The organism is Frigoribacterium sp. Leaf164 (genome assembly GCF_001423665.1).
Classification (GTDB): Bacteria; Actinomycetota; Actinomycetes; order Actinomycetales; family Microbacteriaceae; genus Frigoribacterium; species Frigoribacterium endophyticum.
This window is the reverse complement of sequence record NZ_LMOX01000003.1, coordinates 592,002-608,581: the sequence shown is the minus strand read 5'-3', so window position 1 is coordinate 608,581 and position 16,580 is coordinate 592,002. Positions and strand designations below refer to the sequence as shown.

12 protein-coding genes are annotated in these 16,580 nt (G+C 76.4%); 5 read left to right on the top strand and 7 right to left on the bottom strand.

The features are described from left to right. Positions 1-89 precede the first annotated feature (89 nt). Genes ASF82_RS10810 through ASF82_RS10790 form a run of 5 tightly spaced genes read right to left on the bottom strand, consistent with a single transcriptional unit; the run spans position 90 to position 5,422 of the window. A complete protein-coding gene (locus tag ASF82_RS10810; RefSeq protein WP_056056899.1) occupies positions 90-1,163 on the bottom strand; it encodes a glycosyltransferase family A protein in 1,074 nt (357 codons plus the stop codon). Then, complete coding sequence (locus tag ASF82_RS10805; RefSeq protein ID WP_056056897.1) at positions 1,160-1,954, bottom strand: WecB/TagA/CpsF family glycosyltransferase; 795 nt, start codon at positions 1,952-1,954, stop codon at positions 1,160-1,162. Before ASF82_RS10805 ends, ASF82_RS10810 begins: the two co-directional genes overlap by 4 nt. Next, positions 1,954-3,537 (bottom strand): sugar transferase, encoded by a 1,584-nt coding sequence (locus tag ASF82_RS10800; protein WP_056056896.1) that lies wholly within the window; start codon positions 3,535-3,537, stop codon positions 1,954-1,956. Before ASF82_RS10800 ends, ASF82_RS10805 begins: the two co-directional genes overlap by 1 nt. Continuing rightward, positions 3,534-4,751: an LCP family protein gene (locus tag ASF82_RS10795; protein ID WP_056056894.1), complete on the bottom strand. Its 1,218-nt coding sequence runs from the start codon at positions 4,749-4,751 to the stop codon at positions 3,534-3,536. Before ASF82_RS10795 ends, ASF82_RS10800 begins: the two co-directional genes overlap by 4 nt. Next, positions 4,748-5,422, bottom strand: coding sequence for a hypothetical protein (locus tag ASF82_RS10790; RefSeq protein ID WP_235491268.1), 675 nt, complete (start codon positions 5,420-5,422; stop codon positions 4,748-4,750). The genes ASF82_RS10795 and ASF82_RS10790 overlap by 4 nt, the downstream gene beginning before the upstream one ends. Before the next feature lie 147 nt (positions 5,423-5,569). Here ASF82_RS10790 and ASF82_RS10785 point away from each other — a divergent pair, with 147 nt between their 5' ends. Beyond that, entirely contained in the window at positions 5,570-5,953 is a 384-nt protein-coding gene (locus ASF82_RS10785) for a PqqD family protein (RefSeq protein ID WP_056056890.1), read from the top strand. On the opposite strand, the gene ASF82_RS10780 is transcribed toward ASF82_RS10785, so the two are convergent. Continuing rightward, on the bottom strand, positions 5,950-8,559 hold the full coding sequence (locus ASF82_RS10780; RefSeq protein ID WP_056056888.1) for a LuxR family transcriptional regulator: 2,610 nt from the start codon (positions 8,557-8,559) through the stop codon (positions 5,950-5,952). The genes ASF82_RS10785 and ASF82_RS10780 overlap by 4 nt on opposite strands. A 243-nt stretch (positions 8,560-8,802) precedes the next feature. On the opposite strand from ASF82_RS10780, the gene tatA reads away from it, so the two are divergent. Next, on the top strand, positions 8,803-9,045 hold the full coding sequence (gene tatA, locus ASF82_RS10775; protein WP_056056886.1) for a twin-arginine translocase TatA/TatE family subunit: 243 nt from the start codon (positions 8,803-8,805) through the stop codon (positions 9,043-9,045). Here tatA and ASF82_RS10770 read toward each other — a convergent pair. After that, complete coding sequence (locus ASF82_RS10770) at positions 9,042-10,262, bottom strand: GDSL-type esterase/lipase family protein (RefSeq protein WP_056056884.1); 1,221 nt, start codon at positions 10,260-10,262, stop codon at positions 9,042-9,044. The two genes, tatA and ASF82_RS10770, sit on opposite strands and share 4 nt — an antisense overlap. A 240-nt stretch (positions 10,263-10,502) precedes the next feature. Here ASF82_RS10770 and ASF82_RS10765 point away from each other — a divergent pair, with 240 nt between their 5' ends. The 3 genes from ASF82_RS10765 (at position 10,503) to ASF82_RS10755 (ending at position 16,418) form a co-directional block, all read left to right on the top strand. After that, positions 10,503-12,932, top strand: a complete 2,430-nt coding sequence (locus tag ASF82_RS10765; protein WP_056056882.1) for an excinuclease ABC subunit UvrA — start codon at positions 10,503-10,505, stop codon at positions 12,930-12,932. 82 nt (positions 12,933-13,014) lie between these two features. Next, on the top strand, positions 13,015-13,677 hold the full coding sequence (locus ASF82_RS10760) for a TetR/AcrR family transcriptional regulator (RefSeq protein WP_056056879.1): 663 nt from the start codon (positions 13,015-13,017) through the stop codon (positions 13,675-13,677). Positions 13,678-13,826: 149 nt separating this feature from the next. After that, positions 13,827-16,418: an MMPL family transporter gene (locus tag ASF82_RS10755; RefSeq protein ID WP_056056877.1), complete on the top strand. Its 2,592-nt coding sequence runs from the start codon at positions 13,827-13,829 to the stop codon at positions 16,416-16,418. Positions 16,419-16,580: the final 162 nt, after the last annotated feature.

The following is a 16,580-nucleotide window of genomic DNA, read 5'->3' as shown; positions in this document are numbered from 1 at the left end:
GCGAGGGGCTCCGGGGGCTGGCCGCGCGCCGATCCCCGGGGGCACGGGGCAGACGGGCACCGGGGCCGACGGGGCTTTCACCCCGGGTCTCACCCCGGGTGGACCGCGCGGCGTGCCGGCGCGGCGGGCCCGCGCCGGAGCCCGGAGCGGAGCCGGGCCCGGCCCCTCGCGTCGTGCGCGGCGTACAGCACGCGGAGCGCCGCGGTCGTCGCGGCGGGTGCCACGAGGGCGCCCCGGAGCACGCCCCAGGCCAGGGGGTCGCGTCGTCGCACGGCGCCGAGGTCGACGCCGCCGAGGGCCCGTCGAGCCCGGCGGAGCCCGTCCCGCCGCACCGCCGCGGGGGCGCCGAGGCGCACGGGCAGGGCGACGAGCGCCAGGCAGAGGAAGGTCGTGGTGAAGCGCTGGCGCACGCGCTCGTCGGCGGCCGCGCCGCCCCGCGCCCCGGCCGCCGCGAGCACGAGGTCGTGGGCTCGCTCGAGGTTGGCGAGACGCGGCGTCGAGACCCGCGTGATCGACCCCGGGCGATGGGTCCAGTGGTAGAGCACCTCGGGCACGAACCGCACCCGGGAGGCGCGGGCCAGCACCGCCGCCGCCCCCGCGACGTCGCTCTGCGACGTCAGCTCGGGGAAGGGCGCGTCGCCGAGCAGCCGGCGCCGCAGCAGCTTCGACCAGAGGAACCCGTCGACCTGTCGGTCGAGGAGGAGCGCGAGGGCGACGTCGCCGGTCACCGTCCGGCGCTCGGCGAGGCCGTCGACGACCTTGCCGGGCACCCCGGCCGCCCGTCGGTGGTCGGCCCGGCACCAGACGACGTCGACGGGGTCGCCGTCGTCGTCGCCCGTGGCGGCGGTGAGGACGGCGAGCGCGTCGTCCTCCCACTCGTCGTCGTGGTCGACGAACCACACGAAGTCGCCGACGGCGTGACGGAGCGCCCGGTTGCGGCTGCGGGCGACGCCCGCGTTCTCGTCGGCGACGACCACGACGGCGGACGGGCGCGACGCGGCCCACGTGACCAGCGCCTCCCCGGTGCCGTCGCCGGAGGCGTCGTCGACGACGACGACCTGCGCGCCCTCGGCGAGGCAGCCGTCGAGCCGGGCGAGGAAGGCGGGCAGGTGGCCGCCCGGCCGGTGCACGGCCGAGACGACGGTGACCCGGGGCGCGCTCACGAGCGCCGCCCGCGGGCCGCGAGGAGCGAGCCCAGCACGACGCCGACGAACGCCGGGCCGCGCACGAGGTAGCGGTGCGTCAGGCGGCGCGGCTCCTGGGCGAGCCGCCAGAGCCACTCGCCGCCGAGGCGCTGCACGAGGCGCGGGGCACGCGCCCGGGTGCCCGCCGCGAACTCGACGGCGGCGCCGGCGCCGACGTAGACGCCCGGGGGGAGGCGGTCGCGCCACTCGAGGAACCAGGCCTCCTGCTTCGGCGAGCCGAGGCAGACGAAGACGACGTCGGGCCGCTCGACGCGCAGCGCGTCGGCGACGGCTCTGCACCCGGCGTCGTCGACCGAGCGCACGAACGGGAAGGGCACGGTGACGAGCCGGACGCCCGGCGACGACGCCCTCAGCCTGGCCGCCGCGTCGTCGCTGACGCCCTCGGCGCCCCCGACGATCGCGACGCGCCAGCCGTTCCGCGCCGCCCGGGCGACGACGTCGCCGAGGAGGTCGGCGCCCGTGAGCCGCTGGATGCGCTGGTCGCCGAGCAGACGGGCGAGGCCGACGAGGGGGGCGCCGTCGGCGATCCGCAGGGAGGCGGCACGGTGCGCGGCGGCGGTGCGCGGGTCGGTGCGGAGGGCCAGCACCTGGTCGACGTTCGGGGTCATGACCAGGTGGCGGCCGCCCGAGGCGACCAGCGCCTCCATCTCGTCGAGGAGCTCGTCGGGGCCGCCCCGGAAGAGCGGCTGCCCGTCGAGGTGCGTGCCCCGGGCGCCGACGCGCAGCAGGGGCGCGGTGAGGAGCGACATCAGTAGGCCCCCCGTGCTCGGAGGACGGCGCCGACGGTGCGGCCGAGGATGGCGAGGTCGCCCGAGAGGGTCCAGTTCTCGACGTAGAGGAGGTCGATGACGAGCCCCTCCTCCCAGTCGAGGTCGGCGCGGCCGCTGACCTGCCACGCTCCGGTCAGGCCGGGGCGGGTGAGCAGGCGACGGTGGGCCGTGCGGTCGTAGGCCGCGACCTCGCGCGGCAGCGGCGGGCGGGGTCCCACGAGGCTCATGTCGCCCCGCAGCACGTTGACCAGCTGCGGCAGCTCGTCGACCGAGAACCGGCGGATGACGCGGCCGACCCGCGTGACCCGGGGGTCGTCGCGCATCTTGAAGAGCGGGCCGCGGGCGTCGTCGTCGTCGGAGACGAGGGCCGTGACGAGGGCGTCGGCCCCGGTCACCATGCTGCGGAACTTGTAGAGGGTGAACTCGGCGCCGTCGACGCCGACGCGGGTCTGGCGGAACACCGCGGGGCCGGGCGAGGTCAGGCGGATCGCCGCGGCCACCCCGGCGAGGAGCGGCGCGAGGGCCACGAGGCCCACGGCGGAGAGCGCGACGTCCATCAGGCGCTTGAGCACCGACTGGCGCCCGCCGAGCTGGACCCGGTCGACGCGGATGAGCTGGTGCCCGCCGACGGCGACGGGCTGCAGGCGCCGGCTCGACACCGGGCCGACCTGCGGCGACACGATCAGCTGCACGTCGGTGCCCTCGAGGGCCCACGAGAGGCGGCGCACGAACTCGTCGCCGACGAGCCCGCTGCCGACGACGACGACGCCCTCGGCTCCCTCGGCGGCCAGCCGTCGCTCGACGAGCGAGACGAGCTCGGCGGTGCGGGCGACGTGGGCCACCGGGGCGTCGTCGAGGTCGTCCAGGACGACCTCCGCGACCACGTCCAGCCCCGACGACGAGTCCCGGGCGAGCACCTGGCGGACGCCGGCGACGCCGGCGGCCGTGCCGACGACCACGGTGCGCGTGCCGAGGCGCCGAGCGGCCCGCAGCGACCGGACGTGCGCCCGCCACGCGAGCCGGTTCAGCAGCAGCACGGCCAGCCCGGCGGGCACGGCGACGAGCAGCCACCCGCGGGAGATCTGCGTCTGCGTCGCCGCGGAGAAGAGGCTCACGCCGACCGCGACGACCACCGTCGCGCGCAGCAGGTCGCGGAACGCCGCGGCCCCGCTCGCGAAGAGGTCGTCGGGCCGGACGTCGGCCCGGGCGACGAGGAGGAGCAGCGTCCAGGCCGCCGTGAGCGCGACCGAGACGGTGCCGTAGCCCACGCCGCCGTCGCCGATCGCGAGCCCCTGGGGGCCGCGCCCGAACCAGGCGAGCTGCGCGGCGGACGTCGCGACGAGCAGGGCGGCCGCCTCCGTGACGGCCATCGGGACGACGGGCAGCGCACGTCGGGGGAGTCGCGGTGCCGGCCCCCGGGGCGGGGTGCGGTCGTCGGGGCGCTCGGCGGGCCGGCTGGCGGGGCGGACGGCCGGTCGCTCGGCGGGTCGGGCCCGGCCCGTGGCGGCCGGGTCGGTCGTGGCGGGGCCCGTGGTGGTCGGGCCCGGGAGGGTGCTGGTCATGGTCGCTCCGGGGTGAGGTCTGCCGCGTCGCTCCAGCGGCGCAGGTCGTCGTCGGCGATGGCGGCGGAGACGGCGGTCGTCGCCGCCTCGTCGGGCAGGACGACGGACTGGCCGCCGCCCCGCACGCCGCCGCCGGCGGTGGGGAGGGTGAAGAAGGCGACGTCGTCGGCCCGGACGCCGCGCAGCTCGTAGCCGAGGCGGGTGGTCTCGGCGGGGCCGAGCCCCGCGTCGACCGTCACCCAGCGGGTCGTCGTGCTGACGAACGAGGCCAGGCGACCGGGGTCGGCGAGGCCGTCGCGGAGCAGCCCGTCGACGACGCCGCGGAGGAACGCCTGCTGGTTGCGCACGCGCTGGTGGTCGGCGTCGGCGAACGCGTACCGCTCGCGGACGAAGGCCAGGGCCCGCTCGCCGGCGACGACGTTCGGACCGGCGGCGAAGTCGTGGCCCGGCACGTTGCGGCTGCTGAACGCGACGGGGGAGTCGACCTCGACGCCGCCGAGCGCCGTCGACATCGACGCGAAGCCCTCGAAGTCGACCAGGGCCACGTGGGCCACGCGGGTGTCGAGCAGCTGCTCGACCGTCTGCACGAGCAGCGGCGCGCCGCCCCAGGCGTAGGCCGCGTTGACCTTCGCCTCGCCGTGGCCCGGCACGTCGACCCAGAGGTCGCGCATGATCGAGACCACGGTCACCTCGCGGCGGTCGCCGGAGACGTTGACGAGCATCATCGTGTCGGAGCGCTGGCCCGTGGGCCCGGCCTCGTCGACCGGGTCGAGGTCGCCGTCGCGGCTGTCGGAGCCGATGAGCAGCACGTTGAGGGCCCCGTCGGCCGGAGGCGCGGGTCGGCTGCCGGACGGGAAGGGATCGGCCTCGAAGGTGGTCACGCCCGACCGCCAGCCGAGCTGCACGAGGGCGCCGGCCAGCAGCGGCAGACCGACGAGGACGACGAGCACGGCGGACAGGCGTCGGAGGGCGCGTCGGCGACGGGGGCCCCGGGGAGACCGCCGGCCGGGCCGGGCCTCGGCCCGGGAGCCCGCGGTGCTGCGGGAGCCTCCGGAGCTGCGGGTCCCCGGGCGGGAGGACGACGCGTGCGGCTGGTGGCTGCGCCGCCGCCGGGGCGGCAGCGACACGGGCTCCCCGGCGTTCTCCGGGAAGACGAGCGCCAGGCCGTCGGTCACCGGGGCGGCCTCGTCGCGGGGCGGCACGGTGCCGGTCACGACGAACCCGCGAGGGCCCGGGCGATGACGAACACCGCGTCCTGCGTGCGCAGGTCGAGCAGCTCGAAGGCCCCCGGCACCGTGGAGACCGGGTCGTCGAGGTCGGCGCGGTGGCCGTCGACGTCGGCGAGGCCGGCGCGGAGGGCGGCGGCCCGCTCGACGAACGCCCGGCCCTCGAGTGCTCCGGTCTCGGCGTGCACGGCGAGGCCGGCCAGCTCGAGGAAGGTGAAGGTGCGCTTGAGCAGTCCGGGCGCGAGGTCGAGCACGCGGTCGGAGTGGCTCCGCTCCGCCGTGACGACGAGGTCGACGTCGTCGAGCTCGGCCGGGGTCAGCTGCCGGGCACGGTGGTCGGCCGCGTCGATGCCGTGCGACCGGAGCAGCTCGAGGGTGCCGTGCGCGGCGCCGGCGCCGACCCGGGCCCGGGTGCCGCAGCTCGTGACCCGGAAGTCGCCGGGGGCGAGGCGCTCGAGCTCCGCGCCGAGCAGTCTCTCGATCAACGGCGACCGGGCCTCGTTGGCCCGGCAGACGACGACGATCTCGAAGGGGCCGTCCGCCCGGGCGGGCTCGGCGGGCTCGGTCGCGGTGGCCCAGGGCAGGCGGTGGGCGGCGGGTCGGGTCTCGGGGCGTGGCACCGTGATCAGCTCCTCGGGGTCGGTGTCAGAGGCGTGCACCGTAGGCAGCGCCGTCACCCCCGGGAGGCGCGGGTCGGGCGTCGCGACGGGCCGCGGCCCCCGAGATGTCACCCCGCCCTTCACCGGGGTGACATGTCGCATGACACCCCGGGTGCCGCGGCCGGTCCGCCGTGGGAGGATGGCCGGATGACCGACGGCGAGGGGACCGGCCGAGGGCCCGGCGAGGGGCGCGTCGCCCCGGCCGCCGGCGGCCCCGGAGCCCCCGGCGGCCGCGGAGCCCCCACGGTCGACGGCCGCCTCGTCGTCCGCGTGTCACCGCGCGTGGCGGTCGCCCGTGACGGCGACGCGCTCGTCGTGGCCCAGCTCGACCGCAGCGCGCTCCGCCGGCTCGAGGGCACGGCGGCGGAGCTCTGGGCGCGGCTCGACGGGGTCGCCGCGGTCGACGACCTCGTCGACGCGTCGCTCGCCGACCACCCCGGGGCCGACCCCGCGGCGGTGCGCGAGCAGGTCGCGGCCTTCGTCGACCAGCTGCTGGCCGAGGGGCTGGTCGAGCGGGCGGAGCGGGCCTAGGAGGCGGTGGCCGCCTGCTCGCGGCTCACGGGGGCCAGGAGCCGCCACTCGTAGGCGACGCGCAGGGCCGCCGGCCGGGTGCTCACGCCGAGCTTGCGGTAGAGGCTCCGCACCTGGCTCTTGACGGTGTTGTGGGAGACCCCGAGGGTGCGGGCGATGTCCTCGACGGAGCCGGCGCCGCGCAGCTGCGCGAGCACGACGGCCTCGCGTCGCGTGAGCTTCGGCACGGTGAGGCCGCTCGAGTAGATGCGGGGAGCGTCGGCGAGCACGGGGTCGAGGTCGACGCCCGTCTGCCGGGCGAGGGAGCGGAGCTCCTCGGCGGGGACGAGCCACCACGGCAGGCGGAGGTCGTGGCGGGCCGACACCGAGACGGCCTGCTCGAGCGCCGTCCGCGCGACGTCGAGGTCGCCGACCCGGCCGCTGGCGACCGCCCGGACGAGCTGCAGCTCGAGCTGCGGGCGGGGCGCGAGCCGGCCCCGCCAGACCATGCGGTCGGCCACGACCCGGGCGTCGGCCGCCGCGCCCGCGAAGAGCAGCGCGCGGGCGTGCGCCCCGGCGACCGACTCGCGGCCGTCGACGAAGGGCCGCAGGGCGCCGAGGGCCGAGCGCGCCTGCTTCGAGAGCAGGAGGAAGTCGGACTTCAGGGCGGTCAGGAGCCCGTGCAGGTGGTTGCTCGCGACGCCCTGCGGGTGCGCGGCCTCCGCGTCGCGGACGACGCTGAAGCCGGTGGCCCCGTCGCCGTGGGCCAGGTGCCGCAGGGCCGTCAGCCAGGCGACGACGGGCCACTCCTCCACCGAGGCCGGCATGCTCGCCGCCGTGCGGATGCGGCGCCGGGCCTCCCGGTCGTCGCCCGCGTCGAGCGCGGCGACGCCGGCCGCGAGGTGGGCGGGCAGCGCCCAGACCGTGTGCCGCCAGTCCGACCAGCGCTCGTCGCCCTCCGCCGCGACGACGAGCGCCCGCGCCTCGCCCAGCCGGCCGTCGAGGGCGTGGACGAGGGCTGCGGTGCCGAGGGCCCGCAGGCGCACCGGGTCGGTCGCCTCGTCGAGGCGGCCGACCGCGCCGAACTCGAGCAGCGCCTCGTCGTACGCGCCCTCGTGGAAGAGCGAGAGGCCGATCTGCAGGTGGGCGTCGGCCAGTCGGCGCGCGAGCTCGGGGGTGCGGGGCACCCGGAGCTGGGCCATCGACTCGCGGGTGCGTCGGGCGAGGGCCGCGGCCCTCCCGACGCTGCCCGCCCGCCGCAGCGCCGCGATGCGCACCGCGGCGAGCCGGAGGGCGCCGGTGGGGCCCGCGTCCTTCTGCAGCTCGCGCGCGGCCGTGTCGGCGGCGGCGAGGGTGCCCGCGGCGGCCAGCCAGCTGCGACCGCGGAACGCCGAGAGCTTGCCGAGCAGGCAGAGCAGCCACGGGTCGGCGCGCAGCGACGCCTCCGGCACGGTCTCGAGCACGGACAGGACCTCGTCGGCGTGGTCGCGGGTCAGCTCGGCGTGGTGCCGCTCGAGCACCTCGCCGAGCAGGGGCCAGTCGTGGGCCGCGGCCGCGAGCCCCAGGGCCTCCCGGGCGTCGCCGTCGTCGAGCAGCTGGCGGGCGCCGGCCACCTGCACGCGCCGGGCCTCCTGCCGCTGGGCCTCGTCGACCCGGCGCTCGAGCAGGACCCGACGGACGACCGGCACCAGCACGAGGTGCCGCGTGCTGCCGACGACCGTCCACCCGCCGACGCCCGACCGCTCGACGACGTCGAGCAGCTCGGCCGCGGCGTCGTGGTCGCCGGTGACGGCCTCGAGCAGCTCGGGCGAGAGGAAGGGGAGCTCGGCGGCGGCCCGGAGCGCGTCGGCCCCGACCAGCGACTCCGCCTCCGTCGACACGTCGCGGGTCAGCTCGCCCTCGAGCCGGGCCACCAGCGGGGCGAGGTCCCGACGTCGCCAGAGGCGCCGCGGCTGCAGGGCCAGCTCGTGGGCCAGGCGCTGCACGGCGACGGCCCAGCCGCCGAGCGCGTCGTCGACGAGCGAGAGCGCGGCGTCGTCGAAGCAGACCCCGCGGGCGGTGAGCATCGCCGCGACCTCGCCCCGGTCGAGCTCGAAGACGTCGGGGGCGACGAGCTCGACGTCGAGGTCGGCGCCGGCGGCGCGCTCGAAGGTCGTCCGCACCCGGCCGACCAGCACGACGTGGAGGTGGTCGTGGCGCAGCACGAGGCGCTCGACGTCGGCCGCGAGCCGCGGGTCGTCGAGGCGGTCGACGTCGTCGAGCACGACCGTCACCGGCCCGGCGGCGCCGCCGAGCGCCTCGTCGAGCGCGGCCAGGGGGGCGCCGCCCAGGTCGCCGGCGGCCGGGTCGAGCAGGCGGGCCACGCCGGCCCAGACGTCGGCGACGGCCTGGTCGCCCCGGACCGTCCACCAGGCGCCCCTGACCGGCGCCTCGTCGAGCCAGGCCGCGATCGCGGTCGTCTTGCCGACGCCGGCGGGCCCCCGCACCACGACGACCGAGGCCTCCGCCGCACGGCTGAGGGCCTCCGAGACGCCCTCGCGGCGCAGCACGTGGCGGCGGGTGCGGGGGCGACCGCGGAGGCCCTGGTCGGGGGAGCGGTGCTCGGCGAGCGTGGACGTGGGTGACATGGGGGCCTCTCCTGTGGAAGATATCCAGTGCAGGAACACAAAATATCACACTCATCACGCCGGAGGTGAGATCTCCTCCTCACCGACGTGAGACCGGGTGACCCGCGGGGTGGAGGCGGGGGTGGCATCGCGGGGCGCCTCGGCGAGGGCGACGGGGCCGGCTCGCCGGACGACCGTCCGGCACGGCCTACGGTGCGGCACGACCCGGGACCTCCGGGGCGCCCCACGACCCAAGGAGTCCCCATGCTCGCCAACCTCGGCGGAATGCACCTGCTGATCATCCTCGGCATCGTCCTGCTGCTCTTCGGCTCGACGAAGCTCCCCGCCCTCGCGAAGGGCCTCGGCCAGTCGATCAGCATCTTCAAGAAGGAGACCGAGAAGGGCGCCGAGGCCGACGCGGCGTCGGCGGCCGCCCCGACGGTGGCCGCGACCGCCGCCCCCGCCCCCGCGACCACGGCGCCGGCCCCGGCCGACCAGGCGCGCTAGGCGGCTCGGCGCCAGAGCTCCCGCTCGATGTCGAGGGCCAGCTCGCGCAGGGCGTCGAGCGGCAGGCCCCGCACGTCGCGGGGCTCCGGGTCGAAGACGCAGAGCGCCCCGATGCGGATGCCCTCCGCGGTGTGCACCGGGTAGCCGGCGTAGAACCGGATGTCGTTGCGGGGCACCGTCAGGGTCGTCTGCCAGGCGTCCGCCACGACGAAGGGCTCGTCGGCGTCGACCGTCGTCGCGCAGAACGACTCGCTGAGCGGCACGGCCGTGCTCGAGCCGAGGGTGCTCACGACGTTCCACTGGTGGTCGTCGAGCACGAGGTTGAACGCGGCGCCGTCGGTCTCGAACAGGGCCCTGGCCTGGTCGGTGATCTGCTGGAAGGCCGCCTCCGGCTCGGGCTGCACGACGCCCGACGCGGCGATCGCCTCGAGCCGCGTCGGCTCGGGCTGCGGGCGGCTCCGGGCCCGCTGCGGCGAGTCGATGCGCGCCCGCTGGGCGTGCAGCAGGGGCGCGACGTGCTCGCTGAGCGCCTCCGCCCAGGTCTCGTAGAGCTCGGCCGTGGCCTCCGCGCGCCCCGGCGACCGGTCGTCGTCGACGGCCTCCGCGCCTCCCCCTCCCGGCAGCGTCAGGTGGGTGACCCGGGCGTGCTCGGCGCAGACCCCCGCCGAGACCTCGGCCAGGAGGGTCGAGTGGCGCTCGGCGAGCGCCGTCGGCTGCACGCCGAACGTGCCCAGCGCGTCGGCCAGGGGAGTGGAGGCGACGACCACCCTCGCGCACGGCCTCGTGCGCTCGAGCAGGGCCGACACGAGGCCGTCGAGGTCGCGGGCGCAGGCGCGGGGCGACCGCAGGGTCATCGCCTCGGCGGCCCCGAGCGTCACCACCACGACGTCCCAGTTCTCGAGGAAGGCGTCGCCGAGCACGGTGTGCAGCGACGGCACCCGGTGCGTCGGGTCGGCGAGGGCCGCGACGTGCGAGCCCCGGCCGGTGCGGCGGGCCAGGCGCCGCGCGAGCCGGCCCGGCAGCGCGACCGAGTGCGAGCTCGTGCCCCAGCCGACGGCGGGGCCGGCCCCCACGATGAGGACCCGGTCGGGGTCGAGGCCCGCCCCGGCGCCGAAGGGCACGTCGCGGGGCCGCGGCGTCGTCGTCGACCGCGCGCAGAGCCAGGCGTACCGGGCCGCGAGGGCGGGGGAGAGGAGGAGGCGCCCGGCCGGGTTCACGACGTCGCCTCGGCGCCGCGCGCCCTCGTACGGCCCGAGCCGCCCTGCGTCGTCTCGCCCATCGTGCTGTCTCCCTGATCCGGTGTCGCCGGCGACGAGTCGGTGTGCAGCGGTGCTGCCTCGTGCCCGACGCCTCGGACGTCGTCCCCCCACGCTAGCCACGCGCGCCCGGGCAGACAAGGTGGTCTGCCCGGGAGTCTCCCCGGCCCCGCCGCGGACCGGCCGCCTACCATCGACCGGATGCCTGCCGACCGCACCCGCGCCTCCTCGTCCGCCCCCGACCCGGTCGACGGCTTCGTGCGGGTGCGGGGCGCCCGCGAGAACAACCTGCGGGCCGTCGACGTCGACGTGCCCCGCGACCGCATCGTCGCGTTCACCGGGGTCTCCGGCTCGGGCAAGTCGTCGCTCGCCTTCGGCACCGTGTTCGCCGAGGCGCAGCGGAGGTTCCTCGAGTCGGTGGCCCCCTACGCCCGCCGGCTGATCGCGCAGGGGTCGACGCCCCGGGTCGACTCGATCACGGGCCTGCCCCCGGCCGTCGCGCTGCAGCAGCGCCGCGGCGCGCCCAGCTCGCGCTCGTCGGTCGGCACGGTCACGACGCTGTCGAACTCCGTCCGCATGCTGTGGTCGCGAGCGGGCACCTACCCCGAGGGGGCCGACCGCCTCGAGTCCGACTCGTTCTCGCCGAACACCGTGGCCGGCGCGTGCCCGCGCTGCCACGGCCTCGGGGTGGCGCACGAGGTGACCGAGGCCTCCGCCGTCCGTGACCCGTCGCTGAGCATCCGCGACGGCGCGATCGCGGCGTGGCCGGGCGCCTGGCAGGGCAAGAACCTCCGCGACGTCACCGCCGTGCTGGGCTACGACATCGACCGGCCGTGGCGGGAGCTGTCGCGGGAGGACCGCGACTGGCTGCTCTTCACCGAGGAGCAGCCGGTCGTCGAGGTGCAGCCCCAGCGCGACCGCGTCGCCAAGCCGTACAAGGGCCGCTTCTGGAGCGCGCGGCAGTTCGTGCTGCACACCCTCGCCGACTCGCAGAGCGAGACGCAGCGCACGAAGGTGCTGCAGTTCGTCGAGTCGGGGCCGTGCTCGCTCTGCGTCGGCACCGGCCTCACCCGGGCGGCGCTCGCGGTGACGGTCGCGGGCCGCACGGTCGCCGAGCTGAACGCGCTGCCGCTCACCGAGGTCGCGGAGCTGCTGCGGCCGATCGCGGCGATCACCGACGCCGGCGTCGCGACGTCGCGGGCGTCGTCGGGCGAGCGCACCGAGGTCGCGGTCGCGATCAGCCGCGACCTGCTCGCGCGGGTCGAGGTGCTGACCGAGCTCGGCCTCGGCTACCTCAGCCTCGGCCGGGCCACCCCGACGCTCTCGCCCGGCGAGATGCAGCGCCTGCGCATCGCGACGCAGCTGCGCTCGGGCCTGTTCGGCGTCGTCTACGTGCTCGACGAGCCGAGCGCGGGGCTGCACCCGGCCGACGCCGAGCCCCTCGTCGAGGTGCTCGAGCAGCTCGTCGCGAGCGGCAACAGCGTCTTCGTCGTCGAGCACGACATGGACGTCGTGCGCCGCGCCGACTGGGTCGTCGACGTCGGGCCCGCCGCCGGGGCCGGCGGCGGCGAGGTGCTCTACAGCGGCCCGGTCGCTGGGCTGGCCGACGTCGAGGCGTCGGTGACCCGCCGCTTCCTGGGAGCCGAGGAGGCGCGCCCCGCCCCCCGCGAGCCGCGCACGCCGGCCGCGTGGCTGGAGCTCCGCGACGTCACGCGGCACAACCTCCGAGCGCTCGACGTCGACGTGCCCCTCGGCGTGCTGACCGCGGTCACGGGCGTCTCCGGCTCCGGCAAGTCGACCCTCGTCGGCCACGTCGTCGCCGAGCGCGCGGTCGAGCACCCCGGCGTCGACCGCGTCGTGCAGGTCGACCAGAAGCCGATCGGGCGGACCCCGCGCTCGAACCTCGCGACGTACACCGGCCTCTTCGACGCGGTCCGCGCCTCCTTCGCGGCCACCGACGAGGCGCGGGCCCGGGGCTGGGGCGCCGGCCGCTTCTCGTTCAACGTCGTCGGCGGCCGGTGCGAGGTCTGCCAGGGCGAGGGGTCGGTCTCGGTCGAGCTGCTCTTCCTGCCCGGCTCGTACGCGCCGTGCCCGGAGTGCCACGGGTCGCGCTACGCGCCCGAGACGCTCGAGGTCACCTGGCACGGCGCCACGGTCGCCGACGTGCTCGGCATGACCGTCGAGGAGGCCGCGGGCTTCCTCGCCGAGGTGCCCGCCGCCGCCCGGGCGCTCGAGGCCCTGCGGCAGGTGGGCCTCGGCTACCTGCGGCTCGGGCAGCCGGCCCCCGAGCTGTCGGGCGGCGAGGCGCAGCGCATCAAGCTGGCGACCGAGCTGCAGCGCGCCCGCGGCGGCCACACGCTGTACCTCCTCGACGAGCCGACGACGGGGCTGCACCCGGCCGACGTCGAGCTGCTCGTCGCCCAGCTGCAGCGGCTCGTCGACGCCGGCGGCACCGTGGTGCTCGTCGAGCACGCGATGGACGTCGTCGCGGCGGCCGACCACGTGATCGACCTCGGCCCCGGCGGCGGCGACGCGGGCGGGCAGGTCGTCGCGAGCGGCACCCCGCGCGAGGTCGCGGCGAGCACGGCGAGCCGGACGGCGCCGTACCTCGCGCGGCGGCTCCGGCCCTGACGACGGCCCGGGGCTCAGGGGGCCTGGGAATGCGCCCAGAGCAGGGTGCACCGAGTGCGTGGGTGCACTTAGTGTAATCACCGTGACCGCCGCTCCCGCCCTCGACCGACGTGCCGCCCTCAAGGCGCGGCACCGGCAGGCGATCCTCGACGCGGCCGACGCCCTCATCGCCGAGCGGGGCGCCCCGAGGTTCAGCGTCGACGAGCTCGCCGAGCGCGCCGACGTGTCGCGCCGCACGATCTTCAACCACTTCTCCGGCCTCGACCAGGTGGTGCTGACCCTCGGCACCGTCGCCATCACGAACGCCGTCGAGGAGTTCCAGACCGCCACCGCGGCCGTGGCGACCCCCGCCGCGGTGCTCACCCGCGCCTCCCTGTTCGACGAGGTCACGCTCGCCCTCCGCAGCATCGACCTGCCGGCCGTGATCGCCTACCTCTGGCGCGTGCTCGAGGGCGGCAGCGAGGGGCCGGGCGAGCCGAACGTCATGCAGGACGTCTTCTCGCGGGCGACCGAGCACCTCTCGGCCGACGCGGCCCGCCGCAGCTCCGAGGTCGACGACCTCGACGTCGAGCTGCTCGTCAGCTCGCTGATGCACGGCATCGCCGTGATCGCGGTGCACTGGGTGCGCCGCACCGACGGCGCTCTCGACGACGCGTCGCGGGCGGTCTGGGGCGAGCTGCTCGACCGGCTGGTCGAGACGGTGCGCACGGGCTACCCGGCGGCCCGCGGCCCCGACGGGCCCTGACCCGCACCGACCGCCCCCGGCGCCCCGACCCGGCGCCCCCCGACCCGCCGCACCCCGGCTGCTCCGCCCCTCCTCCCGACGACGCGAGGCCCACCGCACCCCGGCCACCACCGCACGGCCACCACCGCCCCACCTGGAGGACCACCACCATGGCGACACTGCTCTACCGACTCGGCCGCCTCGCGGCCCGACGCGCCTGGCTGGTGATCGTGGCGTGGGTCGTCGTGCTCGGCCTCGCCGGCGGCGCCTTCGCCCTGTTCGGCGGAACGCTGACCTCCGCCGTCAGCATCCCCGGCACCGCGACCCAGGCGGTGAGCGACGAGCTCTCCGAGAAGTTCCCGGCCGCGAGCGGCGGCTCGGGCTCGGTGGTCTTCACCACCTCCGACGACTCGGCGTTCACCGACGAGCAGAAGACCGAGATCGCCGACCTGCTCACCCGCACGGAGGAGCTCGACGACGTCAAGGGCACCACGAACCCCTTCGACACCCAGGCGCAGCTCGCGGAGCAGGCGCAGAAGGTCACCGACGGGCGCGCCCAGATCGACGCGGGCACGGCGCAGCTCGAGGCCGGGCAGGCGCAGATCGACGCCGCGCAGGCGCAGCTGACCGCCGGCCAGCAGCAGCTGGACGCGGCGAGGGCCCAGGCCGAGGCCGCGGGCCAGCTCGCCGCCGCCCAGGCGCAGCTCGACGCGCAGCAGGCCCAGATCACCGCGGGCCAGCAGCAGATCGACGAGCAGCAGGCCACGCTCGACGCCAGCCGCACCGAGCTCGAGACGCAGTCGGCCACCCTGGAGGACGGCGCCGACCTGCTCGCACTCGCGGAGGAGATCCGCCAGGTCTCGAAGGACGAGACGACCGCGGTCGCCAGCATCCAGTTCGACAAGGCCCTCAACCTCGTGACCACGGAGTCCAAGGACGCCCTCGTGGAGGAGATGCAGGGCGCCGACATCGCCGGCGTCGACGTCGAGGTGTCGAACGACATCGCCGCGAGCATCCCCGAGATCCTGGGCCCGGGCGAGGTCGGCGGCGTCGTCATCGCCGCGATCGTGCTCTTCGTCATGCTCGGCACCCTCATCGGCGCCGGCCTGCCGCTCGTCAACGCCCTGATCGGCGTCGGCGTCGGCGTGCTCGCCTCGCTCGCCCTCTCGGGCACCGTCGAGATGCTGTCGGTCACCCCCGTGCTGGGCGTGATGCTCGGCCTCGCGGTCGGCATCGACTACTCGCTCTTCATCCTCAACCGCCACCGGCAGCAACTGCGCGACGGGGTGCCCCTCGAGGAGTCGATCGGGCTCGCCAACGGCACCTCGGGCAACGCCGTCGTCTTCGCCGGCTCGACCGTGCTCATCGCCCTCCTGGCGCTGAACCTCACGGGCATCCCCTTCCTCGGCCTGATGGGCACCGTCGGCGCGGTCTGCGTCTTCGTCGCCATCCTCATCGCCGTCACGCTCACCCCGGCGCTGCTGCGCCTGGTCGGCATGCGCATCCTCACCAAGAAGGTGCGCGCCCGCGTCGGCCAGACCGGCCCGGTGAAGGTGCCCACCTCGCCGATGCGCACCGGCCGTGCCGTGCTCACGCTGGTCGCCGGCGTCGCCGTGCTGCTGATCGTCGCGATCCCCGCGCTGTCGATGCGCCTCGGCCTGCCGGCCGGCTCGTCGGAGCCCGTCGACTCGAGCGCGTACAAGGCGTACAAGCTGATCGACGACAAGTTCGGCGCCGGCGTCAACGGCCCGCTGATCGTCGTCGCCGACCTCGACCAGGCCGTCTCGGAGGACGACCTCGTCGCCGAGCAGGTGCGCATCGGCACCGAGATCAAGGGCGAGGACGACGTCGTGGCGGTGGCCCCGATCGGCGCCTCGGACGACGACCGCACCCTCGCCTTCCAGGTGATCCCGCAGGGCGGCCCGTCGAGCGAGTCGACCGAGCAGCTCGTCCGCGACCTCCGCGGGCTCGACGTCGAGGGCGTCTCCGCGCTCGGCGTCGCGGGCAACGCCTCGGGCAACATCGACGTCAGCGAGAAGCTCGCCTCGGCGCTGCCGCTCTACCTGCTCGTGGTCGTCGGGCTGTCGCTGATCATCCTGATCTTCGTGTTCCGGTCGATCCTCGTGCCGATCACGGCGACGCTCGGCTTCGTGCTGTCGCTGTTCGCGGCCTTCGGCGGCGTCACCGCGGTGTTCCAGTGGGGCTGGCTCGCGCCGGTCTTCGGCGTGCACGACCCGGGGCCCATCCTGAGCTTCCTGCCGATCCTGATGGTCGGCGTGCTCTTCGGGCTCGCGATGGACTACCAGCTCTTCCTCGTCAGCGGCATGCGCGAGTCGTTCGCGCACGGTGCCCCGGCCCGCCTCGCCGTCCAGCGCGGCGTGCACGCCGGGCGGACGGTCGTCATCGCGGCGGCCCTGATCATGACCGCGGTCTTCTCCGGCTTCGTCTTCTCGAACTCGGTGATGATCCAGTCGATCGGCCTCGGCCTCGCGCTCGGCGTGCTCGTCGACGCGTTCGTCGTCCGCCTGCTGCTGATCCCGGCCGTGATGCACCTGCTCGGCGACGCCGCGTGGTGGATCCCCCAGTGGCTCGACCGCATCCTGCCCGACGTCGACGTGGAGGGTGCCTCGCTCGAGCGCTCGCACCCCGCGGCCGCGCACACCGCCGACGAGCAGCACCACTCGCACGTCGCTCCCGGCGCCGAGGTCGACGCTCCCGTGACGGCGACGGCGCACGACGGCGACGGAGCGCACCGGGCGTAGCCCCGGCCCCGCGAGGGCGGGGGAGCAGTGCCCGGGGGAGGCGCGGTGTCGGTCTGACCGGCACCGCGCCTCCCGTGCGTGGCTCAGTCGTCTCGGCGATCTCTCAGCTGCTGAGAGTTGCACTCTGCGCCGCAGGGTGCAATTCTCGTCGTCGGGCACCGC

Bases quoted from the DNA above. Each gene is read 5' to 3' on its own strand.
- ASF82_RS10805 (WP_056056897.1), bottom strand. From the start codon at position 1,954: ATGTCGCTCCTCACCGCGCCCCTGCTGCGCGTCGGCGCCCGGGGCACG.
- ASF82_RS10800 (WP_056056896.1), bottom strand. From the start codon at position 3,537: ATGACCAGCACCCTCCCGGGCCCGACCACCACGGGCCCCGCCACGACC.
- ASF82_RS10785 (WP_056056890.1), top strand. From the start codon at position 5,570: ATGACCGACGGCGAGGGGACCGGCCGAGGGCCCGGCGAGGGGCGCGTC.
- ASF82_RS10780 (WP_056056888.1), bottom strand. From the start codon at position 8,559: ATGTCACCCACGTCCACGCTCGCCGAGCACCGCTCCCCCGACCAGGGC.
- tatA (WP_056056886.1), top strand. From the start codon at position 8,803: ATGCTCGCCAACCTCGGCGGAATGCACCTGCTGATCATCCTCGGCATC.
- ASF82_RS10765 (WP_056056882.1), top strand. From the start codon at position 10,503: ATGCCTGCCGACCGCACCCGCGCCTCCTCGTCCGCCCCCGACCCGGTC.
- ASF82_RS10755 (WP_056056877.1), top strand. From the start codon at position 13,827: ATGGCGACACTGCTCTACCGACTCGGCCGCCTCGCGGCCCGACGCGCC.